This is a genomic window from Salmonella sp. SJTUF15591 (genome assembly GCF_043356435.1).
In the GTDB taxonomy this organism is placed as follows: domain Bacteria; phylum Pseudomonadota; class Gammaproteobacteria; order Enterobacterales; family Enterobacteriaceae; genus Salmonella; species Salmonella enterica.
The window spans coordinates 374160-399492 of the sequence record NZ_JBEUJO010000002.1 but is presented as its reverse complement, the minus strand read 5'-3'; the positions used below and the strand labels follow the sequence as shown (position 1 = coordinate 399492).

Annotated in this window: 26 protein-coding genes and 2 pseudogenes; 14 read left to right on the top strand and 14 right to left on the bottom strand. The window is 52.5% G+C overall.

What is annotated here, in order from left to right; translation table 11 throughout:
• Nucleotides 1-13: 13 nt before the first annotated feature.
• The 8 genes from ruvX to metK form a co-directional block, all read right to left on the bottom strand.
• The gene (ruvX, locus tag ABVM99_RS06105) at nucleotides 14-430 is read right to left on the bottom strand and encodes a Holliday junction resolvase RuvX (RefSeq protein ID WP_000017096.1); all 417 of its coding nucleotides are present in this window, start codon (nucleotides 428-430) and stop codon (nucleotides 14-16) included.
• The gene (locus tag ABVM99_RS06100) at nucleotides 430-993 is read right to left on the bottom strand and encodes a YqgE/AlgH family protein (RefSeq protein WP_001053173.1); all 564 of its coding nucleotides are present in this window, start codon (nucleotides 991-993) and stop codon (nucleotides 430-432) included. Before ABVM99_RS06100 ends, ruvX begins: the two co-directional genes overlap by 1 nt.
• A 215-nt stretch (nucleotides 994-1208) precedes the next feature.
• On the bottom strand, nucleotides 1209-2156 hold the full coding sequence (gene gshB, locus ABVM99_RS06095; RefSeq protein ID WP_000593248.1) for a glutathione synthase: 948 nt from the start codon (nucleotides 2154-2156) through the stop codon (nucleotides 1209-1211).
• Nucleotides 2157-2175: 19 nt separating this feature from the next.
• Nucleotides 2176-2907 (bottom strand): 16S rRNA (uracil(1498)-N(3))-methyltransferase, encoded by a 732-nt coding sequence (gene rsmE / locus ABVM99_RS06090; protein ID WP_001222488.1) that lies wholly within the window; start codon nucleotides 2905-2907, stop codon nucleotides 2176-2178.
• Between the two features lie 76 nt (nucleotides 2908-2983).
• Entirely contained in the window at nucleotides 2984-3691 is a 708-nt protein-coding gene (gene endA, locus ABVM99_RS06085) for a deoxyribonuclease I (protein ID WP_000286124.1), read from the bottom strand.
• 94 nt (nucleotides 3692-3785) lie between these two features.
• Nucleotides 3786-4283 (bottom strand): SprT family zinc-dependent metalloprotease, encoded by a 498-nt coding sequence (locus tag ABVM99_RS06080; protein WP_000856775.1) that lies wholly within the window; start codon nucleotides 4281-4283, stop codon nucleotides 3786-3788.
• Nucleotides 4284-4361: 78 nt separating this feature from the next.
• The gene (galP, locus tag ABVM99_RS06075) at nucleotides 4362-5756 is read right to left on the bottom strand and encodes a galactose/proton symporter (protein ID WP_001113171.1); all 1395 of its coding nucleotides are present in this window, start codon (nucleotides 5754-5756) and stop codon (nucleotides 4362-4364) included.
• Nucleotides 5757-6248: 492 nt separating this feature from the next.
• Nucleotides 6249-7403: a methionine adenosyltransferase gene (gene metK / locus ABVM99_RS06070; protein ID WP_023195149.1), complete on the bottom strand. Its 1155-nt coding sequence runs from the start codon at nucleotides 7401-7403 to the stop codon at nucleotides 6249-6251.
• A 55-nt stretch (nucleotides 7404-7458) separates the two neighbouring features.
• Here metK and ABVM99_RS06065 point away from each other — a divergent pair, with 55 nt between their 5' ends.
• From ABVM99_RS06065 to ABVM99_RS06040, 6 genes are all read left to right on the top strand, one after another.
• Nucleotides 7459-7758: a hypothetical protein gene (locus tag ABVM99_RS06065; RefSeq protein WP_023196414.1), complete on the top strand. Its 300-nt coding sequence runs from the start codon at nucleotides 7459-7461 to the stop codon at nucleotides 7756-7758.
• 59 nt (nucleotides 7759-7817) lie between these two features.
• On the top strand, nucleotides 7818-7967 hold the full coding sequence (locus ABVM99_RS06060) for a hypothetical protein (protein WP_001751809.1): 150 nt from the start codon (nucleotides 7818-7820) through the stop codon (nucleotides 7965-7967).
• An 85-nt stretch (nucleotides 7968-8052) separates the two neighbouring features.
• The gene (gene yqgB / locus ABVM99_RS06055) at nucleotides 8053-8184 is read left to right on the top strand and encodes an acid stress response protein YqgB (protein WP_000729109.1); all 132 of its coding nucleotides are present in this window, start codon (nucleotides 8053-8055) and stop codon (nucleotides 8182-8184) included.
• 8 nt (nucleotides 8185-8192) lie between these two features.
• On the top strand, nucleotides 8193-10169 hold the full coding sequence (gene speA, locus ABVM99_RS06050) for a biosynthetic arginine decarboxylase (protein WP_001278580.1): 1977 nt from the start codon (nucleotides 8193-8195) through the stop codon (nucleotides 10167-10169).
• A 144-nt stretch (nucleotides 10170-10313) separates the two neighbouring features.
• The gene (locus ABVM99_RS06045; protein WP_023195151.1) at nucleotides 10314-11045 is read left to right on the top strand and encodes a hypothetical protein; all 732 of its coding nucleotides are present in this window, start codon (nucleotides 10314-10316) and stop codon (nucleotides 11043-11045) included.
• A 153-nt stretch (nucleotides 11046-11198) separates the two neighbouring features.
• Nucleotides 11199-11999 carry a FadR/GntR family transcriptional regulator gene (locus tag ABVM99_RS06040; protein WP_001576357.1) on the top strand — a complete coding sequence of 267 codons (801 nt, stop codon included), beginning with the start codon at nucleotides 11199-11201 and terminating at the stop codon, nucleotides 11997-11999.
• Nucleotides 12000-12313: 314 nt separating this feature from the next.
• Here the strand turns inward: ABVM99_RS06040 and ABVM99_RS06035 are convergent.
• Nucleotides 12314-12592, bottom strand: a pseudogene (locus ABVM99_RS06035) (hypothetical protein).
• Nucleotides 12593-13240: 648 nt separating this feature from the next.
• Between ABVM99_RS06035 and ABVM99_RS06030 the strand changes: the two are divergent.
• The 7 genes and pseudogenes from ABVM99_RS06030 to ABVM99_RS06000 form a co-directional block, all read left to right on the top strand.
• Nucleotides 13241-14713 (top strand): mannitol dehydrogenase family protein, encoded by a 1473-nt coding sequence (locus ABVM99_RS06030; RefSeq protein WP_000379523.1) that lies wholly within the window; start codon nucleotides 13241-13243, stop codon nucleotides 14711-14713.
• 2 nt (nucleotides 14714-14715) lie between these two features.
• Nucleotides 14716-15732, top strand: a complete 1017-nt coding sequence (locus ABVM99_RS06025) for a zinc-binding alcohol dehydrogenase family protein (RefSeq protein WP_023195152.1) — start codon at nucleotides 14716-14718, stop codon at nucleotides 15730-15732.
• A 13-nt stretch (nucleotides 15733-15745) separates the two neighbouring features.
• Nucleotides 15746-16753 (top strand): Ldh family oxidoreductase, encoded by a 1008-nt coding sequence (locus ABVM99_RS06020; RefSeq protein WP_000104231.1) that lies wholly within the window; start codon nucleotides 15746-15748, stop codon nucleotides 16751-16753.
• Nucleotides 16754-16791: 38 nt separating this feature from the next.
• Nucleotides 16792-17286, top strand: a complete 495-nt coding sequence (locus tag ABVM99_RS06015; protein ID WP_000965537.1) for a YhcH/YjgK/YiaL family protein — start codon at nucleotides 16792-16794, stop codon at nucleotides 17284-17286.
• A 192-nt stretch (nucleotides 17287-17478) separates the two neighbouring features.
• Nucleotides 17479-18435, top strand: coding sequence for an alpha/beta fold hydrolase (locus ABVM99_RS06010; RefSeq protein ID WP_077684027.1), 957 nt, complete (start codon nucleotides 17479-17481; stop codon nucleotides 18433-18435).
• Nucleotides 18436-18639: 204 nt separating this feature from the next.
• Nucleotides 18640-19560 carry an agmatinase gene (speB, locus tag ABVM99_RS06005; protein WP_000105550.1) on the top strand — a complete coding sequence of 307 codons (921 nt, stop codon included), beginning with the start codon at nucleotides 18640-18642 and terminating at the stop codon, nucleotides 19558-19560.
• A 3-nt stretch (nucleotides 19561-19563) separates the two neighbouring features.
• A pseudogene (locus ABVM99_RS06000) lies at nucleotides 19564-19648 on the top strand (hypothetical protein); the annotation flags it as partial.
• 12 nt (nucleotides 19649-19660) lie between these two features.
• On the opposite strand, the gene ABVM99_RS05995 reads toward ABVM99_RS06000, so the two are convergent.
• The gene (locus ABVM99_RS05995) at nucleotides 19661-20419 is read right to left on the bottom strand and encodes a M48 family metallopeptidase (RefSeq protein ID WP_000701825.1); all 759 of its coding nucleotides are present in this window, start codon (nucleotides 20417-20419) and stop codon (nucleotides 19661-19663) included.
• Nucleotides 20420-20694: 275 nt separating this feature from the next.
• On the opposite strand from ABVM99_RS05995, the gene tkt reads away from it, so the two are divergent.
• Nucleotides 20695-22686 (top strand): transketolase, encoded by a 1992-nt coding sequence (tkt, locus tag ABVM99_RS05990; protein WP_000098647.1) that lies wholly within the window; start codon nucleotides 20695-20697, stop codon nucleotides 22684-22686.
• Nucleotides 22687-22729: 43 nt separating this feature from the next.
• Here the strand turns inward: tkt and ABVM99_RS05985 are convergent, their stop codons facing one another.
• From ABVM99_RS05985 to ABVM99_RS05970, 4 genes are read right to left on the bottom strand one after another with little or no spacing between them, the layout of a single operon-like run.
• Nucleotides 22730-23386 carry an ABC transporter ATP-binding protein gene (locus ABVM99_RS05985; protein WP_017441084.1) on the bottom strand — a complete coding sequence of 219 codons (657 nt, stop codon included), beginning with the start codon at nucleotides 23384-23386 and terminating at the stop codon, nucleotides 22730-22732.
• Nucleotides 23380-24057 carry an ABC transporter ATP-binding protein gene (locus ABVM99_RS05980; RefSeq protein WP_001517914.1) on the bottom strand — a complete coding sequence of 226 codons (678 nt, stop codon included), beginning with the start codon at nucleotides 24055-24057 and terminating at the stop codon, nucleotides 23380-23382. The genes ABVM99_RS05985 and ABVM99_RS05980 overlap by 7 nt, the downstream gene beginning before the upstream one ends.
• Nucleotides 24045-24752, bottom strand: a complete 708-nt coding sequence (locus ABVM99_RS05975; RefSeq protein ID WP_023195154.1) for an energy-coupling factor transporter transmembrane component T — start codon at nucleotides 24750-24752, stop codon at nucleotides 24045-24047. The genes ABVM99_RS05980 and ABVM99_RS05975 overlap by 13 nt, the downstream gene beginning before the upstream one ends.
• Nucleotides 24753-25331, bottom strand: coding sequence for an ECF transporter S component (locus ABVM99_RS05970; RefSeq protein ID WP_000124001.1), 579 nt, complete (start codon nucleotides 25329-25331; stop codon nucleotides 24753-24755). It abuts the gene before it with no gap.
• Between the last annotated feature and the right edge of the window lie 2 nt (nucleotides 25332-25333).

Genomic DNA, 25333 nt, shown 5'->3' with positions numbered 1-25333 from the left:
GACAAAAACGGCTTTAATACCCCTGTTCAAAATAGCTTTCGAGGATAATCACGGCGGAGGCCGAGTCCACTTTGCCTTTGTTCAGCGCGCGATACCCACCTCGTTCAAACAGACCGGAGCGTGCTTCAACGGTGCTGAGTCGTTCATCGTGCAGCGTGACAGTTACCCCGAAACGCCCATGAATACGGTTGGCGAATTTACGGGCGCGCGCCGTCAGCGGTTGTTCAGTGCCATCCATATTGAGCGGTAGCCCGACAATAATTTCGTCCGGCTGCCACTCTTTCAGCAAACGTTCAATGAGCGTCCAGTCGGGCGTGCCGTCCTGTGCTTTGATTGCCGGAAGCGGACGGGCGGTGCCGGTAATGCGTTGTCCTATTGCAACGCCGATGCTTTTTGTGCCGAAGTCAAAGGCCAGTAGGGTGCCGCTCATCAGGCGTGCCCCGCAACGCCAGGCATGGTCAGAATATCAATGCCAATAAGTTTTGCCGCTTCGCGCCAGCGCTCGGCAATGGGCGTTTTGAACAAAATATTGAGATCGGCGGGCGCGGTAAGCCAGGCGTTATCAAGTAACTCTTGTTCAAGCTGGCCTTTATCCCAGGAGGCGTAGCCCAGCGCGACCAGTACATCGGAAGGCTGTTGTTGGGTACCTAACGTTTCCAGCACATCGCGGGAGGTGGTAATCACGGTATTGTCTGAGATACGAATGCTGGAGGCGAAACGTGACGGCGGAGTATGGAGAATAAATCCGCGATCTTCCGCCAGCGGGCCGCCGAGCATCACGGCTTTATCAAGACGAATTGACGAATCGCGCGGTTCCGGCGTAATTTTTAGTTTTTCCAGAATCCCTTCAATTTGCAGATTTTCCAAAGGCTTATTAACAATAATCCCCATAGCGCCGTCCTGGTTGTGCTCGCAAATATACACCACGGAACGGCGGAAAATCGGGTCCTGGAGCGCAGGCATGGCAATAAGAAAGTGATGCTGTAAATTCATTGTCAGAGGTTCTGTTTCCTGGTTCAAAAAAACGACAGCGTTCAGTATGTGGGGAAAGCGGACGGTTGTCACTCATATAAGCCGTCTTTTGCCAAAGGACGGCTGCCTTATCGGGCAATAGATTGCCGGATGGCGATGCTGATGCGCCGCCTTATCCGACCGGGGCGGCGTGATTGCTCAGGCCCGGTAAGCGCACGCCACCGGGCTATAAACGTTTACTTCGCCAGACGCGCTTCGATGGCGTCCATCAACATCCCGGTGATAGAGATCGGGTATTCCGCTTCAATTTCACGCACGCAGGTTGGGCTGGTCACGTTAATTTCCGTTAAGCGGTCGCCGATAATATCCAGACCGACGAAAATAAGCCCTTTGGCTTTAAGCGTCGGCCCAACGCGGCGGGCGATTTCCCAGTCGCTTTCGCTCAACGGACGGGGTTCGCCGCGACCACCTGCCGCCAGGTTGCCGCGGGTTTCGCCGCCCTGCGGAATACGCGCCAGGCAGTAAGGCACCGGCTCGCCGTCGACGACCAGGACGCGCTTATCGCCATCTTTGATAGCGGGCAAATAGTTCTGCGCCATGCAGTAGCGGTTGCCCAGCTCGGTCAGCGTTTCGGCAATAACGCCTATGTTAGGATCGCCTTCCTTAACGCGGAAAATGGACGCGCCGCCCATACCGTCCAGCGGTTTCATAATGATATCGCCGTGCTTTTCCCAAAACGCTTTGAGCTGCGCTTTATTGCGCGTTACCAGCGTTTCCGGCGTCAGGTCGGCAAACCAGGCAGTATACAGTTTTTCATTACAGTCACGCAGGCTTTGCGGTTTGTTGACGATCAGCGTCCCTTCTTCTTCAGCGCGTTCCAGAATATAGGTCGCATAAATAAACTCGGTATCAAACGGCGGATCTTTACGCATCAAAATGACGTCCAGATCGGCGAGTTTAATCTCCTGCTCGCTGCCGAACTCGTACCATTTATCGTAATTTTGCTCCACACTCAACGTTCGCGTGCGGGCGCGGGCTTCGCCGTTAATCAGATAAAGGTCGGCCATCTCCATATAATGAAGTTCATAACCACGACGTTGGGCTTCCAGCAGCATAGCGAAACTGGTGTCTTTCTTGATGTTGATGTGTGCGATGGGGTCCATCACGATGCCGAGCTTGATCATTATTTTCTCCGTTAACGCTTCATCCTAAGTCGCCAAAACGCACCTGTAGCGCGGTAATGGCGGTGAGCGCGGTTGTCTCAGTACGCAGAACGCGAGGTCCTAACAGAATATCAGTAAACTGATAGCGCGCGGTCATCGCGATTTCGTCCGCCGACAGCCCGCCTTCCGGGCCGATCAGCAGTCGGACGCGTTCAACCGGCAGCGGCAGAGTGTTGATGCTGGCATGGGCGCGCGGATGAAGATTGAGCTTCAGCCCGGAATCTTGCTCGGCGCACCAGGCTTCCAGCGCCATCGGCGGGCGAATTTCCGGCACCCGGTTACGCCCGCATTGTTCGCAGGCGGCGATGGCGATCTTTTGCCACTGCTGGCGCTTTTTGTTCAGACGTTCATTATCCAGTTTAACGCCGCAGCGCTCAGAGAACAGTGGCGTAATGAGGCTTACACCCAGTTCGATCGATTTCTGGATAGTAAATTCCATTTTTTCACCGCGCGACATCACCTGGCCCAGATGGATATGCAGCGGCGATTCACGATCGTCGATTTCGCCTTTCATCACTTGCACTTCAACGCTTTTCTTACTGGCGCTAATGATTTCAGCATCGAATACCTGATTACTGCCGTCAAACAGCTGTAACGCTTGTCCCGGTCCCATGCGCAGTACACGACCAATATGGTTGGCCGCATCTTCGCATAACGAAATCTGCGTACCGGACGTCAACAATTCAGGGTGATAAATGCGGGGAATACGCATAATAAAAAAATCCGCGTCATGGCCCCGGCGTTTGGCTATCCAGGGCATGGGTTAACAAGAATCCCGCTAGTGTAGGTTAGCTCTTTCGCGCCTGGCAAGCGCGTTGCACATAGGGATTATGATTACCCTGGACCTTCGCGATACGCGCATCGCGCTCGCACTCCCAGGCGGTAACGGGGTACTGCTTATCCCAGACGTTAAAAAGCTGCGTTTGTTGGCGGGAAAGTTTCAGTTGGTATTGGTCGCGCATATAAAAATAAGTGCGGGCGATTGCGCCACGGGCGCGGGCGGGCGGCTCGGCGAGCTTCGCTTTGAAATCCACTTTCATGGCGCACTGCCCGTACTGGCCTTCGCCGCCGTTCCACTGGCTATACATAAAGTTGCCGCGATCGCCATTCACTTCGCCAATGGCGGGCTGCAGGTTATGCATATCGCTTTCCATTTTGCGGTAGACCGGATCTTTAGCGCAGTTTTTTCGCCCGCCGTCCTGCCAGCACTGGCGCTGATGACCGAATTGCCAGGCGGGGACAACGTGCTCCCACTCAATGCGTCTGGCGCGATTCTCGTTTTTACGCACCTTATAGCCGCAGGACTCCAGGTCTACGACGCCTTTTTTACCCTGCCAGCGGATTTGGCACCCGCAGTAAAAGCTGCCGGGCGCGTCAGCATTGACTTTGACGCTCGCCGCTTTGGCCTGAGAAAAATTGTTAATGCCATCGGCCAGGGCCTGGCCTGAAAACGCTGCGGCCAGCAACGCAGCGGCAAAAGAAAAATTACGGTACATTGCACACTCCATAGCAAAACGAGCCCGCAACGTAACGAAAGTTGTGTCTGTATGCAATCAGTCCGCTCAGGAAAGTTCCCGGACGTTTCGGGAACTACCCGGCGACCAGTGGTTCGCCGCAGTGAACGCAACGATAAACCGCTTCGCCGCGTACTACCCGATTATGACGGCGGACGGTGAGTTGATGTTGCTGGCATTGGCAATGGTAGGGAAAGGTATTGCGCCGTACGGATTGCAGCGCAAATTGATGAGTACGTCTGGCCGGAACGCCCAGCACGCTTTCCATCATCCACTTCCACTCCTTGCCATGCGGAGCCTTGCGTCCGAAGTGCTTCCACACCAACAGATGCGCCAGTTCATGCGGCACGACCTCTGCTATAAAGGTGTCGATGTTTTCCAGCAGTAACACCGGGTTGAGGCGGATTTCGTAGCTCTCCAGCCAGGCGGTGCCCGCCGAGGTGCCGCGTTGCGTATACACCAGTTTCGGCTCCGGATAATGTCTATCGAGCTTGAGGTTCGCCTGGGCGAGATTTTCCCGCAGACGGCGCATCACGGCCTGCTGGATAGCGATAGGGAGACGAGGGGTTTTCATAGCGGCAGAGAATAGTGCGACGGAAGAGGGACTGCAAGAAAAACGCTTCCTCCTGTGGCAGGAGGAAGCGTGGAGGGATTAGTCGTGGGCGCCGATTTCGCGCAGTTTACGACCTTTCATCAGGTTACGTTCAATGTGTTCCAGCGAAACGTGTTTGGTTTCCGGCACCAGCCACAGGGTCAGCAGGATAAACAGCACGTTCAGGCCAGCGTAGACCCAGAAGGTGTTGGCGTTACCCAGATTGTTCAGCATGGTCAGGAACGTTGCGCCGACGATCATATTGGCGATCCAGTTGGTCGCGGTGGAGCAGGTGATGCCGAAATCGCGGCCTTTCAGCGGTTGGATTTCGGAGCACAGTACCCAAATCAGCGGACCAGCGCTCATCGCAAATCCAATGATGAACATCAGCAGCATAGCGATAGCGAAGTATTGCGCAGACGGCGAATGGATGCCGATGTGCATCATCGTACCCAGAATCCCCATACCAATCGCCATGACCAGGAAGCCCAGCGTCAGGGTCGGCTTGCGGCCCCAGCGGTCAACCAGGCCGATAGCGATGAAGGTTGCCAGCACGTTAGTCAGACCAACAATAACGGTGCCCCACATCTGCTCCGTGGTATTCGTGTACCCCGCCAGTTCGAAGATTTTCGGCGCGTAATACATGATGACGTTCATCCCGGTAAATTGCTGCATGACCTGCAACAAAATGCCAAGAAACACGGCGCGGCGGAAGTTGCTGTTCTCTTTGAACAGCGCCCAACCGCTCTGTTTAACCTGCAAACTTTCGCGAATTTCATCGAGCTCACGTTTTGCTTCCGCACTGGTGTCACGCAGGCGCAACAGGACGCGTTCAGCATCATGGAAACGGCGTTTTGCCGCAAACCAGCGCGGGCTGTCCGGCAGGAAGAAGACGCCTATCAGCAGCAGAATGGCCGGGATGATGATCACGCCGAGCATCCAGCGCCATGCGCCGCTGTAGCTGAACGCGGTGTCGGACAGATAAGCGCCCAGAATCCCGATGGTGATCATGAGCTGGTACATTGAGATCATACTGCCGCGAATTTTTTCCGGCGCGATCTCGGACAGGTACAACGGTGCAGTGTAGGAAGCGACGCCGACGGCCAGACCCAGCAGCACGCGAGAAATAATCAGGACTTCAACGTTAGGCGCCGCAGCGGAGAACAGCGAACCGGCGACGAACAGGATAGCGCCGATCATCAGGCTTTTTTTACGACCCAGCTTAAAGGAGAGCCAGCCGCTGCCGACAGCGCCGACGGCCGCGCCAAACATCATGGAGCTGACCACCCATTCCTGAGTGTGTGCGGTAATCTGAAACTCGTCGGTAATGAAGGGTAAAGCACCGGCGATAACGCCGATATCCAGGCCAAAAAGTAATCCTGCCAGGGCTGCAAGAAAGCAGACAAAAAATGTCATGGCCTTGTTGGAACGCCCTTGTTTTTTATTGTCAGGCATTATGCCCTCCGGTTGGGTTAGCAATTTTATCGATGTTAAGAGTAGGTGAGTACGCCGTAAAAAGATGTGAGGCTAATCACAATGGTGTAATCGTTTACACTACTATTTATCTCGGTGATTATTTAATTATCTGAAAAATAATAGTTTTAATAATCTTATAACCATATCAATCGCCTGGTATTCAGACAAAGTTGAAAAATTATGTAATATTTTCATCGCAGAATTAGCATACCGATAGTGATGCGGTCAGTTCTTAATGAAAATGAATGTAACCGCTTTCATGATGACTGCAACTGAATGATAAAAAGTGTAGTCGAAGAAACGAAAGGGGAGAGTGGATTGTGCTGCGCATCACAAAAAGGTCAGTATAAATTCACGCTGGAATATCTGATAACGTTGCGTGTATCAGCAATGATAAAGGCCAGCAGGGCGCTGGCCTTGATAAGTACGGTATGGTTTACCTGACTGAAAAACAGCGTCAGGCGCGGGCGATTATTTCAGACCGGCAGCATCGCGCAGCAGTTGCGCTTTGTCGGTTTTTTCCCATGGGAAGTTTTCGCGACCGAAGTGGCCGTAAGCCGCAGTTTCTTTGTAGATCGGGTGCAGCAGATCCAGCATCTGAATCAAGCCGTACGGGCGCAGGTCGAAGAATTCGCGCACCAGCAGAATCAACTGTTCAGCAGACACTTTTTCAGTACCGAACGTTTCCACCATGATGGACGTCGGCTCCGCTACGCCGATAGCGTAGGAGACCTGGATTTCACAGCGATCCGCCAGACCTGCCGCCACGATGTTTTTCGCGACATAACGCGCAGCGTAAGCTGCAGAACGGTCAACTTTAGACGGATCTTTACCGGAGAAGGCGCCGCCGCCGTGACGCGCCATACCGCCGTAGGTATCAACGATGATCTTACGACCGGTCAGACCACAATCGCCCATCGGGCCGCCGATAACAAAACGCCCGGTTGGGTTGATAAAAAACTTAGTGGACGTATTTAACCATTCAGACGGCAGAATGGGTTTGATGATCTCTTCCATCACCGCTTCTTGCAGCGATTTTTGGTCGATATCTTCTGCGTGCTGCGTAGAGAGAACCACGGCGTCGATACCGACGATTTTGCCGTCGTCATACTGGAAAGTGACCTGGCTTTTTGCATCCGGACGCAACCATGGCAGGGTGCCATTTTTACGCACTTCAGCCTGACGCTGTACCAGACGGTGCGCGTAGGTGATTGGCGCAGGCATCAGTACGTCGGTTTCATTTGTCGCGTAGCCAAACATCAGGCCCTGGTCGCCCGCGCCTTGTTCCAGCGGGTCTGCGCGGTCAACGCCCTGGTTGATATCCGGAGACTGTTTGCCAATTGCGCTCAGTACCGCGCAAGAGTTGGCGTCAAAGCCCATGTCGGAATGCACATAGCCAATTTCGCGCACCGTATTACGGGTAATCTCTTCGATATCGACCCAGGCGCTGGTGGTGATCTCACCGCCAACTAAAACCATGCCGGTTTTAACGTAGGTTTCACAGGCGACGCGTGCTTTCGGATCCTGTTGCAGGATAGCGTCCAACACGGCATCAGAGATTTGGTCTGCGATTTTGTCAGGATGCCCTTCTGATACGGACTCAGACGTAAAAAGGTGTTTTGCCATATTTAATTTCACCTAAGGAGAATTTAGTTAGCTCAAACTGTTGTGCGGAATAGTCATGACAGAAGATTCTACCATGAGTCTGAAGGTTACTGACACTGGCAGTCTGAGTGTTAATCAGTATGGATGGATTAACATCTGGACGGCTATTTTAGGTCACTTCTTCGCCCAATTTCCAGCTTTTTTTGAAGGCCGTCGCAATGTCGGTCAAAATCAGGCGATAAACGTTTCTGATAATGCTGACATTATGCGCATTTATGCTTTGCTTTTTTTCTGCGTTCTGGGTATAAAACGCGACGCGCGGCTCATACAAAAGCACACGACGTTTTCTTCGTGTCGCCACTTCCAGCCGGGTTAAAACGTTGCTTTGGCTTGTGGGTTCGTCTTACGAGGCGGCCGTGGAGGTGATACGAGATAATGAACCGTTGTATTCTGCTGAATCTGTCGCATCGTTCTGGTGCGCGCATGTCCCCCGCAATCTGCATCTCTGCTTTGCATACCTGCCGATGTTATACCCATCTCGGCGCTTCTCAGGATTCCAGAGCCGGCAATGGCGCTGAAGACTGAACAAGGGCGCTCTTGTTAACGCAAGAGTTTTCTCGTGGTTTCGCCGAACCGTTATCTGTGAGTTCGGTTACGTGTTTACAATGATATGAAAAAGAAACCGGTCGCGCAGGCGGAGCATCAGCGCTATCTGCTGGAAAATCCGCTTGTCTATGGGTTGTTATCGCGTCTTCGGATTGCGATAGTAGTCAACTGTTTTACACTTGCTAATAAAAATTGAGGTTCGCTATGTCTGACGACATGTCTATGGGTTCGCCTTCGTCAGCAGGCGAACAGGGTGTACTACGCTCCATGCAGGAGGTTGCAATGAGCTCCCAGGAAGCCAGCAAGATGCTGCGCACTTACAATATTGCCTGGTGGGGCAATAACTACTACGACGTCAACGAGCTGGGCCATATTAGCGTATGCCCCGATCCCGACGTACCGGAAGCGCGTGTCGATCTTGCCAAACTGGTGAAAGCGCGCGAAGCGCAAGGTCAGCGTCTGCCGGCGCTGTTCTGCTTCCCGCAGATCCTGCAACACCGTTTGCGTTCAATTAACGCGGCGTTTAAGCGTGCGCGTGAATCTTACGGTTATAACGGCGACTACTTCCTCGTTTATCCGATTAAGGTCAATCAGCATCGCCGCGTGATCGAGTCCCTTATCCATTCCGGTGAACCGTTGGGGCTGGAAGCGGGGTCAAAAGCGGAATTGATGGCGGTGCTGGCGCATGCCGGCATGACCCGTAGCGTGATCGTCTGTAATGGTTATAAAGACCGTGAATACATTCGGCTGGCGTTGATTGGCGAGAAGATGGGCCATAAGGTTTATCTGGTCATCGAAAAGATGTCTGAAATCGCGATTGTGCTGGAAGAAGCTGAGCGCCTGAACGTGGTTCCTCGTCTGGGCGTGCGTGCGCGTCTGGCCTCTCAGGGGTCCGGTAAGTGGCAATCCTCCGGCGGCGAAAAATCAAAATTCGGCCTGGCGGCGACGCAGGTGCTGCAACTGGTGGAGACCCTGCGTGACGCCGGGCGTCTGGACAGTCTGCAACTGTTGCACTTCCACCTGGGATCGCAGATGGCGAACATTCGCGATATCGCGACCGGCGTGCGCGAGTCCGCGCGTTTCTATGTTGAGCTGCATAAGCTGGGCGTTAATATCCAGTGCTTCGACGTGGGCGGCGGTCTGGGCGTGGATTATGAAGGTACCCGTTCGCAGTCCGACTGTTCGGTGAACTATGGCCTGAACGAATATGCCAATAACATCATCTGGGCGATTGGCGATGCCTGCGAAGAGCATGGTTTACCGCATCCGACGGTGATTACCGAGTCTGGCCGCGCCGTCACTGCGCACCATACGGTACTGGTCTCTAACATTATCGGCGTGGAGCGTAACGAATACACGGATCCGACAGCCCCTGCTGAAGATGCGCCGCGCGCGCTGCAAAATCTGTGGGAAACCTGGCAGGAGATGCATAAGCCTGGCACCCGCCGCTCGCTGCGTGAATGGCTGCATGATAGCCAAATGGATCTGCACGATATTCATATCGGCTACTCTTCCGGCGCGTTTAGTTTGCAGGAGCGCGCCTGGGCGGAGCAACTTTATCTCAGCATGTGCCATGAAGTGCAGAAGCAACTGGACCCGCAAAACCGTGCGCATCGTCCGATTATCGACGAACTGCAAGAGCGGATGGCTGACAAAATGTACGTCAACTTCTCGCTGTTCCAGTCAATGCCGGACGCGTGGGGAATCGATCAGCTCTTCCCGGTACTGCCGCTGGAAGGGTTAGATCAGGTACCGGAACGTCGTGCCGTGCTGCTGGATATAACCTGTGATTCCGATGGCGCTATCGACCACTATATCGATGGCGACGGTATCGCCACGACGATGCCGATGCCGGAATACGATCCAGAGAATCCGCCGATGCTCGGCTTCTTTATGGTCGGCGCCTATCAGGAGATCCTCGGTAACATGCACAACCTGTTTGGCGATACTGAAGCGGTTGACGTGTTTGTCTTCCCGGATGGTAGCGTCGAGGTTGAGCTGTCGGACGAAGGCGATACCGTTGCGGATATGCTGCAATATGTGCAACTGGATCCAAAAACGCTGTTAACGCATTTCCGCGACCAGGTAAAACAGACGGATCTGGACGATGCGTTGCAGCAGCAGTTCCTTGAGGAATTTGAAGCGGGACTGTACGGTTATACTTATCTTGAAGATGAGTAATTAAGAGTATTCCGCTTGTGGGTCGATTTAATTATTTAAGTCGACCCTTTTATATTTTATAAATTCTTAATTATCAGCGGTGCCGCTTCTCTATGTGATTTTATGGGCCTACAATCACCCTAATAATTAAAAAGGGGTGTGAGTATGAGCAAATTTAAATTTAATGCCGTCATTGTTGGCTTGTTTTTGCTGTTAGGCGGCTGTTCCAGCGGAATGCAATCTAATAATGTCTCTTCATCCGACGTCGGCACTGCCTGGGGCGGCGACGTGCATTCATCGGTACAAAGCGTTTCGGTAGAACGTGCCGATCGAGAACCTGCCGAAATGGTGATAATAAATTACTCCACTCAATATCCGTCAGGTTACGATAAAGTTTATAGTATACGTATCAGCGATCTTGAATATGCTGTGCGCGACGCTAATTTTAATTCGATTCCAATTACTCGTCGCTACAACGCATCAATGGGACAATGGCAATATAGTATTCCTGCAAGATCAGGGATGAACTATCAGTTATATATTCGTAATTACAGTCATGATACCAATTACGAAATCGTCGCAACGGTTGATGGCCTGGACGTGTTGAACGGAAAAGCTGGCTCGCTGAATCATCATGGCTATATTGTTAACGCCGGCGATTCACTGGCGATTAAAGGGTTTCGCAAAGATAAACACACTGAGGCGGCATTCCAGTTCGCCGACGTAGCTGACGCTTATGCGGCCCACTCCGCGCAGGGCGACGTACGCAACATCGGCGTCATTGGCTTTGCCGCTTTTGCATTGCAGGGTAAAGCAACAAATACGCTACCGCCTTGTTCCTCGCAGGCTTTCCCGGCGGACAACAACGGGTATGCGCCGCCGCCCTGCCGCAAATAAACCCGGCATCAAACGTCAAATATGCGTTATGGGAATCAGCGCCTTTCCTGCCGAGTCTGGTGGGGAAGGACTGTGTGACGCGCATAGCCGTAGGTTGCGGGAAAGAAACGACCACTCTCTGGCAGGGAAATTGTTTACCATAAACATTAGGATTTGTTTACACTACCCTCAAGTGGAGCAATTGCTGTCTACATAGGTATGTGCATGGAACAAATTTTAACCAAGCGGCGCTATTTTGATATAGGGCTGCAAATAGAAGAACTACTCTATTCAGGGGTATTTAAAGCTGGCGAGCGACTTCCGGCGGAGAGAGAACTCAGCGAGCGTTTTCAAACCAGCCGCACGACGATTCGTGAGGCGATTATTATGCTTGAGCTGAAGGGAGTGGTAGAGGTTAAGCAAGGCGCAGGCACTTACTTTATTGATAGTCTGGAGAAAATCAATCAAAAAGCGCTCTTGCCTTACTCAGACATTGGCCCCTTTGAATTGCTACAGGCCCGGCAGGTCATCGAAAGCAACATCACCGGTTTTGCCGCTACGCAAATAAGATTTAATGAACTTAAGCAGCTTAAACGTATTATTGAGCAGCAGGAAAAGCAGATTGGTGGCGACAGCGACAAATTTGAAGAACTGGATCGCCAGTTCCACAATATCATCGCGGAATCCACGCAAAATCGTGTATTAATGAAACAATCTGCCGAGCTGTGGCGGGCTGTCAGGACCGAAAATCCGCGCTGGAAGCAGTTAAACTATAAGTATTTACATAAGAAAGAGTTAAGAATGAAATGGGTGGAAGATCACCGTAGTATCTTCCTTGCATTGCAAAAACGCGATGCTGAGCAGGCCAGACAGGCCTCGTGGACCCATCTTGAAAACAGTAAAAATGAGCTGGTAAAAATCTTCCAACAGGATGATTCACTGGAAGATTTTGATGATTTTTTCTTCGCCACCTGACGGCTATTTTCAGGCGGATGACATTTTTGTCAGCGATTAACCGGGCCTGCCGCCAAAAACAAGCCCGGAGAGAGGGAATCAGGCTTCGTAAACTCTCAGCTTATCCCAGTCAAACTCTACGCCAATGCCGTAGGTGTCCGGTGCCACGGCGCGATAATTGTCGACCACCAGCGGATGTTTGGTATATTGATCGATCGAGAAACTGTGAACCTCCAGTCAGCCAGTCTCGAATGCGGAAACCAGTCTGACGTGTAATTCCTGCATACCGAGCGAGCATACCAAACGACCGCCATTCGTCGACAGACGCGCCGCCTTCAACCAGCCATTTTCCACAGCGGCAGTTTTTCACGTTTGCCTTTCAAATCCCAAAGGGCGATATCCACCGCAGACATCGCAGACATCGCAAACGACGCGATGCCTCCGCAACCCACATAGTGAATATGCTATTCCATAAAGTCATAGATATCGTCAATCGCAGCGCCATCTATCCCTGACAGTACCGGGGCAAGATCGTGGTCGATCATCGCTTTAATTGCATACCCTCCCTTTCCGCCGGTATAGGAATATCCGGTGCCAGTTGAACCGTCTTCCAGCGTAATCGTCGTGGTTACCAGTTCGAAATGGCTATTATGCCATGTTTCGCGTCAACTAAGACCTCGGCCAGAGGGGCTTTGAAAGCTTTGTTTCAACGTACCTAATCTGCGTCTTCATCAATTTTTTCCTGTGTTCAATCAATGGATTAATTTGCCAATTACGTCTAAAGGCGGCTTACTCCTCATCGCTTTAGCAGCGACCCGGATGATCAAAACCGTAACTGATGTTCTTAGGTTAACGTTGATGCTGATAATAAATTGAGTTCATTAATTCACTAGACAAATTATCAGGTTTGGTTTGCTGTATTTCGGGTGGTTATTGAACCAATCATGCGTGACATATACGCTTGCAGCGGGGTGTTATTCAATAATGTATTGTTTTTCATGGGGTTTAGTGATTGCGGGTTGTATGGGAGGTATGCCAATTCGTGGCCGATTTTTCTAATCAAAATCACGCTTTTGTGAATCGTAAAATTTATCCTGAGAAGTGTTTTTTGTAAGTAATTGATAAACAAATTATTTTTATTCATTGGCTATTATTCATCATACCAGGGTAAAGAATGTGGTGCCATGAGTGTGATCATATTCATGGATTTTGGTATGGTGTTTAAGCAGAATTGGTAAACAAAACAGGAGTTGGAAAAATTCATGGACACCATAGCTCGCCAGTTAGACGCCGCAAGGCACCAATTCAAAACGACTTATTCACGTCAGGGAATGGAAGCCAACATCGTACATATTGGATTTGGCGCCTTTCACCGTGGTCATCAGGCTGTTTATAACGATCTCACGAATGAGATAACCGGCAACCGCTGGGGGATTTTTGAACTGAATCTGTTCGGCGATGCGGAGCTGGTGGATGCGCTAAATGCGCAACAGGGGCTGTTTTCAGTGGTGGAAACGTCAGCCAGCGCCATCAATAGTCGCCTGGTTCGTACCATCACCGGCGCGTTGCATACGCCGAAGTCAGGTATTCAGGCGGCGATCGAGAAGCTGACTGAGCCGCAGGTAAAAATTGTTTCGTTGACGATAACGGAAAAAGGTTACTGCACCGATCCACGGTCCAGAACGCTCGATCTCAGCCATCCGCTCATCAAACACGATCTTGCCGATCCTGAACATCCCCGGTCAGCACTCGGACTGATCGTCGAAGCGCTACGGATACGCCGCCAGCAAGGGCTTCCCCCGTTTAGTGTACTGTCGTGCGATAACATTCCGGAAAACGGTCATTTGACCAAAACGGCGATCGTTACGTTTGCCGATAATCTTGATCCGCAACTGGCGGCCTGGATAGCGAAGCATGTCACCTTTCCTGGCACCATGGTCGATCGCATCGTGCCGGCAATGACGCCAGAGCAATTTGACATGATTAAAGACCAGATCGGTTTTGCCGATCCCTGCGGCATCGTATGCGAGGATTTCCGTCAGTGGGTTATCGAAGATAATTTCGTTGCCGGTCGTCCTGACTGGGATAAAGCAGGGGCGATGTTCGTCTCGGACGTGCTTCCCTATGAAGAAATGAAACTTCGTATGCTGAATGGCAGCCATTCGTTTCTCGCCTATAACGGCAGCCTGGCTGGATATGAGTTTATCTATCAGTGCATGGAAGACGACGCTTTTAAAACCGCCGTACATCATTTAATGACGGAAGAGCAGGCAAAATCGCTGCGCCCGAATTTGGCGGTAGATGTACATCAATATGCGCAGTTGCTCATTGATCGATTCAGCAACCCGAATATTAAACATAAGACCGGACAGATTGCGATGGACGGTTCTCAGAAGCTGCCTCAGCGGGCCGTCGATCCTTATCTGACGCTCCAGGCGCGCGGCGTTAAGGGCAGGGCGTTGGCGACGCTGATTGCGGGCTGGCTCCATTACGTCATTAATACACTCTCTCAGGGGCAGAGCGTGGCCGACCCGCTCAATGATACCTTCAATGCGGCTATTAAAAATAAAAACACGCGATGGGAACAAGCGCTGTCTTTGCTGCAGATAAATAGCATCTTTGGAACGCTGGCCGGCGACAACGCAGACTTTTTAAACGACATTCAGCAGGCCTTTAACCATATTGAATTACATGGCGTCACGGCCACCATTCACCGTTTATCTTCAAAGGGTTAAGTATGAAAACGCTTATCTGTAATAATCCGGGAAATATCGAATACATTGAAAGGGATATTCCTCATTTAAAAGACGATGAAGTACTGTTAAAAATTAAAGCGGTTGGTATTTGCGGCACCGATATCCATGCGTTTGCCGGCCGCCAGCCCTTTTTTGCCTATCCGCGCGTGCTGGGTCATGAAATTTGCGGCGTGGCAGAAATGTTGGGTAAATCGTGCAGCACGGCGAAGGTCGGCCAACGCTATAGCGTTATTCCCTGTATTCCTTGCGGCGCTTGCGCAGCCTGCCGGGAAGGAAAAACCAACTGCTGTGAGAACGTCTCGCTGTATGGCGTTCACCAGGACGGCGGCTTTAGCGAATATCTGGCCGTTCGTGAACAAAATCTGGTTGAACTGTCGGATAACCTCACCGACAGCGCGGGCGCGCTGGTTGAGTGTTTCGCCATCAGCGCCCACGCAGTACGCCGCGCTGACGTGAAGCCGCAGCAAAACATTGTGGTGGTCGGTGCCGGGCCGATTGGGCTGGCCGCCGCCGCGATAGCAAAAGCCAAAGGCGCTCGCGTCGCGGTAGCTGATATTGACGCCGAACGCCGTCGTCTGGTAGCCGAAAAGGTAGGCGTTGCAACGCTCGATCCGTCGTCAGACGACTATATTGATGCGCTGAAAGCCTGTTTCTCCGGTGAATTAGCCGGCACTGTGCTTGATGCCACCGGCAATAAATCCTCCATGAGCCGCTCTGTCGATCTGATTCGTCACGGTGGAAAAATCGTCTTCATCGGGCTGTATATCGGCGAGCTCGTCATTGACGATCCGACCTTCCATAAAAAAGAGACCACGCTATTGAGCAGCCGTAACGCGACGCGGGAAGACTTCGAATGTGTCATTGAGCTCATGGCTCAGGGCGCTATTAGCGAAACAATGATGAAAAACCAGGAATTCGATTTCTATACGTTCGGCAACCAGTACCAGAAGAACGTGGTAGAAAACAAAAAATTGGTTAAAGGCGTTATCAAATTTTAATAGCGGGATAGTTATGTCAACAATATTAGTCAAAGAAAATGAATTGAAAGCGCTGGCGTTTAATAAGCTCACCCAGGCGGGCCTTGACGCGCAAACGGCGCAGCAGGTAGCCGACGTTTTGGTTCATGCCGATATTACCGGCGTTCACTCCCACGGCGTTATTCGCGTAGAGCACTATTGTACCCGCCTGAACGCAGGCGGGCTCAATCCAAAAGCAACATTCAGCATTGAACAGATTTCGCCTTCTGTCGCTATTCTGGACTCTGATGATGGAATGGGACACTGCGCGCTGATAAAGGCGACAGATCACGCTATTAGTCTGGCGAGAGAGACGGGGTTGGGCTTCGTCAGCGTCAAAAATACGTCCCACTGCGGCGCGCTCTCGTGGTTCATTGAGCAGGCGACAAGCCAGGGAATGGTGGCTATCGCCATGACGCAAACGGATACCTGCGTTGCGCCGTATGGCGGCGCGGAGCGCTTTCTGGGGACTAACCCAATCGCCTTCGGCTTCCCCGTTAAAGACAGCCATCCGATGATCGTCGATATGGCGACCAGCGCCATTGCGTTTGGTAAAATTCTGCACGCCAAAGAAACCGGGAAACCAATAGGTCATGGTCTGGCGCTGGATAAAGAGGGACATATCACTACCGATCCGCATAAAATTGAAAATCTGCTGCCCTTTGGCGGACACAAAGGTTCTGGTATTGCCCTGGCGATTGATGCGCTCACGGGCGTCCTGATGGGGGCAAACTTTAGCAACCATATTGTTCGGATGTATGGCGACTATGACAAGATGCGCAAGTTAGCGAGTCTGGTTATCGTTATTGATCCGCAGATGTTGGGCAATCCGCTGTTTTCCTCAATAATGAGCACAATGGTCAATGAGCTAAGGGCTGTAAAACCGATGCCCGGTGTTGATAAAGTGCTGGCGCCAAACGATCCGCAAATCGCCTATAAAGAAAAATGTTTAAAAGAAGGTATTCCTGTGGCTGAAGGTATTTACCAGTACCTGATTGGCTGATAATTATAATCACGACCATTATTTAGGATAACTATAGTATGCTATATGGAAATATAGAGCAGCTTACTTTATTACCTTACGTTAACCACATTATTAAAAAACTTATCATCGAAGCGGTGAAGATAGCTGAAGATCAGCCTGCTGGTAGATATGAACTTTCTTTCCCGGAATCATTTCTTATGATAAGCGAAGGGGAAACACACTCTTCGTTAAACCGCAAAGCTGAACTTCATAAAAAATATATCGATGTTCAGATTTTACTAAGCGGTTATGAGGAGATTGGCTATTCCAACAAAATTGATACCAGGATAAAGGAGCTTGAGCATCTTCCTGATGACATCATCTTTCCTGAATGTGTCGCTAATGAGCAGTTCGTTACATTAAATCCTGGCGATTTCGCACTTTTTTATCCCAACCAGATCCACCGTCCGCTTTGTACGCGTGGTAAACCTGCGCCGGTTAAAAAAGCGATTGTGAAAATTCCGGCCACGGCATTTAGCGAGTCAAGCTTGCCCTGTCAGACGAAGGAATAAAGAAAGCGCCAAATGCAATTCAGGAAGAGACCTTCAAGTCATCCTGAATTGCAGCCAGAATGAATAAGGTGGCACTTTTCTGACTTCAGAGCCTTTTCGCGTTGGGGCTAATCGCGGAAAGGCTTTTTACGTTCTGTAAAAAGAGGATGCGGGGTCTCCCCGGTAAATAAGTGAAAATGATACAAATCGATTTTGATGTTATTTTTGTTCAATCTGAATAATATGGTCTTTTACACGGAAAGTGATTGGCGAGGTGTTATGAATCATATTTTTAAATTCGCATTTATTTTTATTATCAATATTATATTTTTAATAAATGCTTCAGCAACAACGATGGACAAAGATAAATTTGTGGAAGCGAATGGTATCAAAATTCATTACGTTGAAGAGGGCGAGGGGCCTCCGCTGCTGTTGATTCACGGTGGGGGTCTGACGGCGAAAAGCTGGCAGGGGTTAGCGAAAGAGGCATCTCGATATTTTCGCGTCATCATGCCGGACAGTCGTGGACATGGATTGACGAATAACCCGCAAGGAACGTTTAGCTATGATCTGATGGCGGAAGATATGGCGGCTTTTGTTAAAGCGCTGAAGCTGGAAAAACCGCTGGTGATGGGTTACAGCGATGGCGGCATGGTCGTTCTGAAGTTAACCAGCCGATACCCGGATCTAGCGCGCGCTGCTATCGTCGGCGGCGCAACGCATCGCTTTGCTACGACCCATTACATGCAGGGGATGGAGATTTTTTATGGTAAAGGAATGCCTCAGGGGCAATTGACGGATCGCGATCTGGATAAAATGGCTTCGGATGCGCCCGGGATGGTTAAATTTTATCAGAACATGCATCATCCAGAGCAAAAAGACTACTGGCGCACGTTCCTCAAAGGTGTCTGGCCAATGTGGACAACGCCCACATCGCTGGCGGAAGAAGAGGTGAAAAAAATCCACATTCCTGTGCTATTACTGGACGGCGACCGGGATGAATTTTTCACCGTTGAAGGAGTTACCGAGCTGTACCGGCTGCTGCCTCAGGCGGAGATGACCCTCATTCCCGGTAGCGGTCACGCCATTTTCCTGACGCCAGGAAAAACACCGCTGTTTTACGCATTAGTGCTTGAGTTTTTACAGCGGCAACTCCCTAAGGCCTCTTAACTGACCGCGATGGACGTATGAGCCTACTGATTTGCGCTGGATATATATTTTTTTCGGGCGTTGTCTACTGTACCTGGCTAAACTGACTTCAATAATGCGGTCTGTCAGAGTAAACTTTGAGCCGTAAACAAATTCAAACCCTTCCTCGTCGGGCCTAACGACGCGGGAGGGTTTTTTTATATTGACTAAGAAGAGGTTTTTGCCATGAGCACCTTAGGTCATCAGTACGATAACTCACTGGTTTCTAATGCGTTTGGTTTTTTACGTCTGCCAATGAACTTCCAGCCGTATGACAGCGATGCCGACTGGGTGATCACTGGCGTACCGTTTGATATGGCAACGTCCGGTCGCGCTGGCGGTCGTCATGGCCCGGCGGCGATCCGTCAGGTGTCGACCAACCTCGCCTGGGAACATCACCGTTTCCCGTGGAATTTTGACATGCGCGAGCGCCTGAACGTCGTGGACTGCGGCGATTTGGTGTATGCGTTTGGCGATGCCCGTGAAATGAGTGAAAAATTACAGGCGCACGCTGAAAAACTGCTGTCTGCAGGCAAGCGTATGCTCTCTTTCGGCGGCGACCACTTCGTCACGCTGCCGCTGCTGCGCGCCCACGCGAAACATTTTGGCAAAATGGCGCTGGTACATTTTGATGCGCATACCGATACCTACGCTAACGGCTGCGAATTCGATCACGGCACGATGTTCTACACCGCGCCGAAAGAAGGCCTGATCGATCCGCATCATTCGGTACAGATCGGTATTCGTACTGAGTTTGACAAAGACAATGGCTTTACCGTGCTGGATGCCTGCCAGGTCAACGATCGCGGCGTGGATGATATTCTCGCTCAGGTGAAACAGATCGTCGGCGATATGCCGGTCTATCTGACCTTTGATATCGACTGTCTGGACCCGGCGTTTGCGCCTGGCACCGGTACGCCGGTGATCGGCGGTTTGACCTCCGATCGCGCCATTAAACTGGTACGCGGTCTGAAAGATCTGAACATTGTCGGTATGGATGTAGTGGAAGTCGCGCCGGCTTACGATCAGTCGGAGATCACCGCTCTGGCGGCCGCGACGCTGGCATTAGAAATGCTCTATATCCAGGCGGCGAAGAAGGGCGAGTAAATTGTTTTGCCGGATGGCGCTGCGCTTATCCGGCCTACAGCTGATTGATGCTTGTAGGCCGGATAAGGCGTTCACGCCGCCATCCGGCACTGTTCGGGGATTATTTGATCCCGTCTGCGCTCATACGATCGCGCACATGCTGTGCGCGTGCGGCGGACGCCGGGTGATCGTCGAACATCGAGCTTTGACGACCCGCTTCCAGTTTTGCCAGTTTCTCAAAGCTGGTGGCGAGTCCTGCCGGACTGATACCGCGTTTGCGCAACAGATCGTAAGAATAATCATCCGCTTCGGACTCCTGACGCTGAGAGAACTGCGAGTTCACCAGTTTTTCGCCAAGATCGCCAAGCTGCGATTGCGACAGGCTGCCGACAACGCCTCCTGCCGATGCCGCCGCAACGCGCACGGCGTTAGTGCCCAGCGCGACCTGCATCCCTTTCTTTACATGACCCAGCGCGACATGGCCCATTTCATGGCCGATCACGGCTTCAACTTCGTTGTCGGTCATCATATCCATCAGTCCGCTGTAGACGCGAATACAACCGTTCGCCATGGCAAACGCGTTGACGTCTTTCGTCTCGTAAACCTTATAGTTCACCGGCTGGCCGTTAATGTTATCCCCCAGTGCGGCGGCAATTTTTGTCAGTCGTTTAGCGTATTCGCTGCTCGCCGGCGCGATTTTCGCTTTGCTGTCGAGCTCTTGACAGGATTGATCGCTCAACGCTTTTACCTGCGCATCGCTTAACGTATAGGCCTGAAAAGCTTCAGCGCCCGAAGAAAGCAGTCCATTAGAGTCCATATTCTGGCAGCCGGTCAGCACCGTCGCCATGCCCAAAGCAAGCAGTAAAGCGCGAATTTTCATTTTTCTCTTCCATACGAATTAATATTATTTTGAAATGCGCCCGTTGCAGATGAATTAGCGCCTGGGTTAAGTATAAAGAAAAGCGTGGCAGGCAAGTTAGCTAATTGCGCAACATGCGAGCACGATCCGGAGATTTCTGAAGCGGTAAAAGGATGTTCCATGTACATGACGCGCGGCTTGGGGTAAATTGTTGGCAAATTTTCCGGCGTAGCCCAAAACGCGCTGTCGTCAAGTCGTTACGGGCATGGCCTTTCAACATCCGATCTGGAGTCAAAATGTCCTCACGTAAAGAGCTTGCCAATGCTATTCGTGCGCTGAGCATGGACGCAGTACAGAAAGCCAAATCCGGTCACCCGGGTGCCCCGATGGGTATGGCTGACATTGCCGAAGTCCTGTGGCGTGATTTCCTGAACCACAACCCGACCAACCCGTCCTGGGCCGACCGCGACCGCTTCGTGCTGTCCAATGGCCACGGCTCAATGCTGATTTACAGCCTGCTGCACCTCACCGGCTATGACCTGCCGATGTCCGAACTGCAGAATTTCCGTCAGCTACATTCAAAAACCCCTGGTCACCCGGAAGTGGGCTACACCGCTGGCGTTGAAACCACTACTGGCCCGCTGGGTCAGGGTATTGCCAACGCCGTCGGGATGGCGATTGCCGAGAAAACTCTGGCGGCGCAGTTTAACCGTCCTGGCCACGATATCGTTGACCACTTCACTTACGTCTTTATGGGCGACGGCTGCATGATGGAAGGCATTTCTCACGAAGTGTGCTCTCTGGCTGGTACTCTGAAACTGGGCAAACTGATCGCGTTCTATGATGACAACGGTATCTCTATCGATGGTCACGTTGAAGGCTGGTTCACCGATGATACCGCGAAACGTTTTGAAGCCTACGGCTGGCACGTTATCCGTGGCATTGACGGTCACGATGCCGACGCTATTAAACGCGCCACGGAAGAAGCTCGCGCCGTGACTGACAAACCGTCCCTGCTGATGTGCAAAACCATCATCGGTTTCGGTTCGCCGAACAAACAGGGTACCCACGATTCCCACGGCGCGCCGCTGGGCGACGCGGAAATCGCGCTGACCCGCGAACAGTTGGGCTGGAAATACGCGCCGTTCGAAATCCCGTCTGAAATCTACGCCCAGTGGGATGCGAAAGAAGCTGGCCAGGCGAAAGAGTCTGCATGGAATGAGAAATTCGCGGCTTATGAGAAAGCCTTCCCGCAGGAAGCTGCTGAATTCACTCGTCGTATGAAAGGCGACATGCCGGCTGACTTCGATGCGAAAGCGAATGAATTCATCGCTAAACTGCAGGCTAACCCGGCGAAAATCGCCAGCCGCAAAGCGTCCCAGAATGCCATCGAAGCCTTCGGTCCGCTGTTGCCGGAATTCCTCGGCGGCTCCGCTGACCTGGCACCATCGAACCTGACCCTGTGGTCCGGTTCGAAAGCGATTAACGAAGATGCCGCAGGTAACTACATTCATTACGGTGTGCGCGAATTCGGTATGACCGCTATCGCCAACGGTATCGCCCTGCACGGCGGTTTCCTGCCGTACACCTCCACCTTCCTGATGTTCGTCGAATATGCCCGTAACGCAGTGCGTATGGCAGCGTTGATGAAACAGCGTCAGGTGATGGTCTATACCCACGACTCCATCGGTCTGGGCGAAGATGGCCCGACGCACCAGCCGGTCGAGCAGGTGGCAAGCCTGCGCGTAACGCCGAACATGTCCACATGGCGTCCGTGCGACCAGGTGGAATCCGCGGTGGCGTGGAAATATGGCGTAGAGCGTCAGGATGGCCCAACCGCGCTGATCCTCTCCCGTCAGAACCTGGCGCAGCAGGAACGTACTGAAGAGCAACTGGCGAATATCGCCCGCGGTGGTTACGTACTGAAAGATTGTGCGGGCCAGCCGCAGATTATCTTCATTGCGACCGGTTCTGAGGTTGAGCTGGCGGTTGCCGCTTACGAAAAACTGACTGCCGAAGGCGTGAAGGCGCGCGTGGTTTCCATGCCGTCCACCGACGCATTCGACAAGCAGGATGCGGCCTACCGTGAAGCTGTCCTGCCGAAAGCGGTCTCTGCGCGTGTGGCGATTGAAGCGGGTATCGCTGACTACTGGTTCAAATACGTCGGCCTGAACGGCGCTATTGTCGGGATGACCACCTTCGGTGAGTCCGCCCCGGCAGAGCTGCTGTTTGAAGAGTTTGGCTTCACGGTGGACAACGTGATCGCCAAAGCGAAAGCGCTGCTGTAATCCTTAATACGGCATAAAACGGGTCGCTTCGGCGACCCGTTTTTTATTCCCCCTTTGACAACCTGCCGTTTTCCAGCCGTACCACCCGTGAAAAATGACGCCGGGTAAACGCAGCGTCATGGCTAATCGCGACGACGCTGGTTCCCCGTGCCCGGCATGTCGCCAGCCAGTGTTCAAATACGGTTAGCCAGTGGGCGTCAAAATCCCGGCTGGGTTCATCCAGCAATAACACAGGCGGCGCCATCGCCTCCAGACTGGCGACCGCCACCATCCGGCGCTGCGCGGCGTGCAGATCAAGCGGGTGCGCCTCGGCGACGTCCGTTAGCTGGCATAACCGCAGCGCGGCCTGCGTGCGCCGTGAAATATCCTCCGCCGATAAGCGCTGTAGTTTCAGCCCAAAAGCGACCTCTTGTGCGACATTGCTGTGGAAAATCTGGTTTTCCGCTTCCTGAAAGAGTACGCCGATAGCGGCGGCGCGTTGACGATTTTTAAGCTGCGCAATCGGCTCTCCATTAAGCGTTACCGAGCCGGAAGTGGGGGAAAGCAGGCCGGCCATAATCCGTAACAGCGTTGATTTTCCCGCGCCGTTATCGCCGGTCAACGCCAGCCATTCGCCGTCACGAAGTTCAAGCGAGATGGCGTGCAGACAGTCGGCTGCGGCATCTGGCCAGCGATAAGCGACCTGATTTAACGTCAACATAATGGGGTTAGCGCTCCGTCGCGCAATTGCCATACCCGCTGGCATCGCGTCAGAAAAGGAAAATGATTACGCTCAAAAAGCACAATGAGAGAATGTCGTTCCAGCGCCCACTGTTGTAACCGTTCCAGCAGCGTCCCGGTGGCCGCTGACGTCAGCCGACTGAAGGCTTCATCAAGAACTAATAGCCTGGGCTGCATGGCAAGCGCGCTGGCAATCACTACCCGCTGCGTTTCGCCGCCGGAGAGCGTGCCGGGATGGCGATGGCGTAACGACTGGCAGTTTGTCAGGGTCAGCGCCTCGTCAATGCGCCGTAGAATTTCCGCTTCATGGAGGCCGAGATTCTCCGGGCCAAACGCCACCTCTTCCTCTACGCTAAAGGTACAGCCGGAAAGCTGTAAATAAGGCGATTGCTGCACCAGCTGGATGGTGGGCGACTGTTCTACCAGCGGGAGCCGTCCGATAGGGACGCCAAGCAGTAAGCCTGTGCCGTCAATATCACCGGGAAGATAATCCGGATACCAGCCAGCCATCAGTTGCGCCAGCGTACTTTTTCCGCTGCCGTTATCGCCGACTATCGCCACTATTCCGGGTGTTGAATAGTGGAAATCAAAACATGCCGGCGGGCGTGTCGCATCGGACGGAAGATAACGAAACTGCTCTAACGTAACCATATCCATACTCCCGCTTCCGCCACTATTAGCAGTACCATGCCATACCGCGCAACCCGTTGTAACACGCTATCTTTCGGCGCCCACAGCGTGGTTCGGGCTCGATGCAGCCGAAACCCCCGCATATCCAACGCCGCGCCGCGTATTGTCAGATCGTTAAGCGCATTTTGCGTAAGCGGCACGATCAGCGCAGGCATTGCCCGTAGCCGCTGATACCAGCCTTCATCCAGCGGTACGCCGCGCGCGCGCTGGGCTTCATGAACGATCGTCAGTTGTCGTTTGAGCTGTTCGACGACCAGCAGCGGGCCAGCGAACAGGTAAGCGATGCCGGGCGGCAAACGTGAAGCGAACAGGGCGCGAATAAATCGCTGAACCGGCACATACTGCATCCATAGCTGCGACGTCGACACGATCGCCAGCAGGCGTAGCCATAGCGTAACGGCATATATCCAGCGCTGCGGATCGCGAGGCTGCCCGCTTATCCATTCCGTTAGCCAACCGCCATGTACCAGCCATAGCCCAAACCCTAAAGACAGCATCAGCCAGGCGACATACTTCGCCCGCCGCCGCGTTGATTTCAGCGCCAGCAGACAGAGGAAGGCCGCCGCGCTATAAATCGGGAGCACGGTCTGCGCAGGGAGCAGCAGCGTGGTGCAGGCCGCCAGCGCCCATAAGGTTAACGAGGTAAACGGATGCATTTAGCGTACGGCTGACATCGCAGGAAAATGCCGTGTCGTACGTAACGGTAGCTGACGCAGCAGCACCCAAACGATGATCGCCGTCAGAATTTTATCGACCAGATTAGCGCCTATGACGGTAATCGCGACTGACTCCACCAGGTTTTGGCCCATTGAATGCATCCAGGCGACGAACAAATCAGCGCCGCTGCCGGTAACGCCGCCAAAAAGCGCGGTACGAAGCGGTACGGCGACCAGCGTCACCGCTAACGTAATGACGACCCCGCTGACGATCACTTTGGGCAGGGTACGAAACCAGCCTGCGCGCGCCAGCCACCCGGCGACCAGACCGATAACCATCGCTACCGGGGCAAACGCGGCAGCGATAGGATCGGTAAGCAGCCCCCACAGCAAGTTGGTCAGAAGCCCAGTCAACATGCCGATGAACGGCCCTAACAGTACCGCGCTAATTAAGGTGCCGATCGAGTCGAGAAAAATAGGCAGCTTCAACATGCTAATAAGCTGTCCGCCAATCATATTGATGGCAATAGCGATGACAATCAGCACCAGAGACTGGCTGGAAAACGGGCGACGCGCCATAA

Bases quoted from the DNA above. Each gene is read 5' to 3' on its own strand.
- ruvX (WP_000017096.1), bottom strand. From the start codon at position 430: ATGAGCGGCACCCTACTGGCCTTTGACTTCGGCACAAAAAGCATCGGC.
- ABVM99_RS06100 (WP_001053173.1), bottom strand. From the start codon at position 993: ATGAATTTACAGCATCACTTTCTTATTGCCATGCCTGCGCTCCAGGAC.
- gshB (WP_000593248.1), bottom strand. From the start codon at position 2,156: ATGATCAAGCTCGGCATCGTGATGGACCCCATCGCACACATCAACATC.
- rsmE (WP_001222488.1), bottom strand. From the start codon at position 2,907: ATGCGTATTCCCCGCATTTATCACCCTGAATTGTTGACGTCCGGTACG.
- endA (WP_000286124.1), bottom strand. From the start codon at position 3,691: ATGTACCGTAATTTTTCTTTTGCCGCTGCGTTGCTGGCCGCAGCGTTT.
- ABVM99_RS06080 (WP_000856775.1), bottom strand. From the start codon at position 4,283: ATGAAAACCCCTCGTCTCCCTATCGCTATCCAGCAGGCCGTGATGCGC.
- galP (WP_001113171.1), bottom strand. From the start codon at position 5,756: ATGCCTGACAATAAAAAACAAGGGCGTTCCAACAAGGCCATGACATTT.
- metK (WP_023195149.1), bottom strand. From the start codon at position 7,403: ATGGCAAAACACCTTTTTACGTCTGAGTCCGTATCAGAAGGGCATCCT.
- ABVM99_RS06065 (WP_023196414.1), top strand. From the start codon at position 7,459: ATGACAGAAGATTCTACCATGAGTCTGAAGGTTACTGACACTGGCAGT.
- ABVM99_RS06060 (WP_001751809.1), top strand. From the start codon at position 7,818: ATGAACCGTTGTATTCTGCTGAATCTGTCGCATCGTTCTGGTGCGCGC.
- yqgB (WP_000729109.1), top strand. From the start codon at position 8,053: ATGAAAAAGAAACCGGTCGCGCAGGCGGAGCATCAGCGCTATCTGCTG.
- speA (WP_001278580.1), top strand. From the start codon at position 8,193: ATGTCTGACGACATGTCTATGGGTTCGCCTTCGTCAGCAGGCGAACAG.
- ABVM99_RS06045 (WP_023195151.1), top strand. From the start codon at position 10,314: ATGAGCAAATTTAAATTTAATGCCGTCATTGTTGGCTTGTTTTTGCTG.
- ABVM99_RS06030 (WP_000379523.1), top strand. From the start codon at position 13,241: ATGGACACCATAGCTCGCCAGTTAGACGCCGCAAGGCACCAATTCAAA.
- ABVM99_RS06025 (WP_023195152.1), top strand. From the start codon at position 14,716: ATGAAAACGCTTATCTGTAATAATCCGGGAAATATCGAATACATTGAA.
- ABVM99_RS06020 (WP_000104231.1), top strand. From the start codon at position 15,746: ATGTCAACAATATTAGTCAAAGAAAATGAATTGAAAGCGCTGGCGTTT.
- ABVM99_RS06015 (WP_000965537.1), top strand. From the start codon at position 16,792: ATGCTATATGGAAATATAGAGCAGCTTACTTTATTACCTTACGTTAAC.
- speB (WP_000105550.1), top strand. From the start codon at position 18,640: ATGAGCACCTTAGGTCATCAGTACGATAACTCACTGGTTTCTAATGCG.
- ABVM99_RS05995 (WP_000701825.1), bottom strand. From the start codon at position 20,419: ATGAAAATTCGCGCTTTACTGCTTGCTTTGGGCATGGCGACGGTGCTG.
- tkt (WP_000098647.1), top strand. From the start codon at position 20,695: ATGTCCTCACGTAAAGAGCTTGCCAATGCTATTCGTGCGCTGAGCATG.
- ABVM99_RS05985 (WP_017441084.1), bottom strand. From the start codon at position 23,386: ATGTTGACGTTAAATCAGGTCGCTTATCGCTGGCCAGATGCCGCAGCC.
- ABVM99_RS05980 (WP_001517914.1), bottom strand. From the start codon at position 24,057: ATGGTTACGTTAGAGCAGTTTCGTTATCTTCCGTCCGATGCGACACGC.
- ABVM99_RS05975 (WP_023195154.1), bottom strand. From the start codon at position 24,752: ATGCATCCGTTTACCTCGTTAACCTTATGGGCGCTGGCGGCCTGCACC.
- ABVM99_RS05970 (WP_000124001.1), bottom strand. From the start codon at position 25,331: ATGGCGCGTCGCCCGTTTTCCAGCCAGTCTCTGGTGCTGATTGTCATC.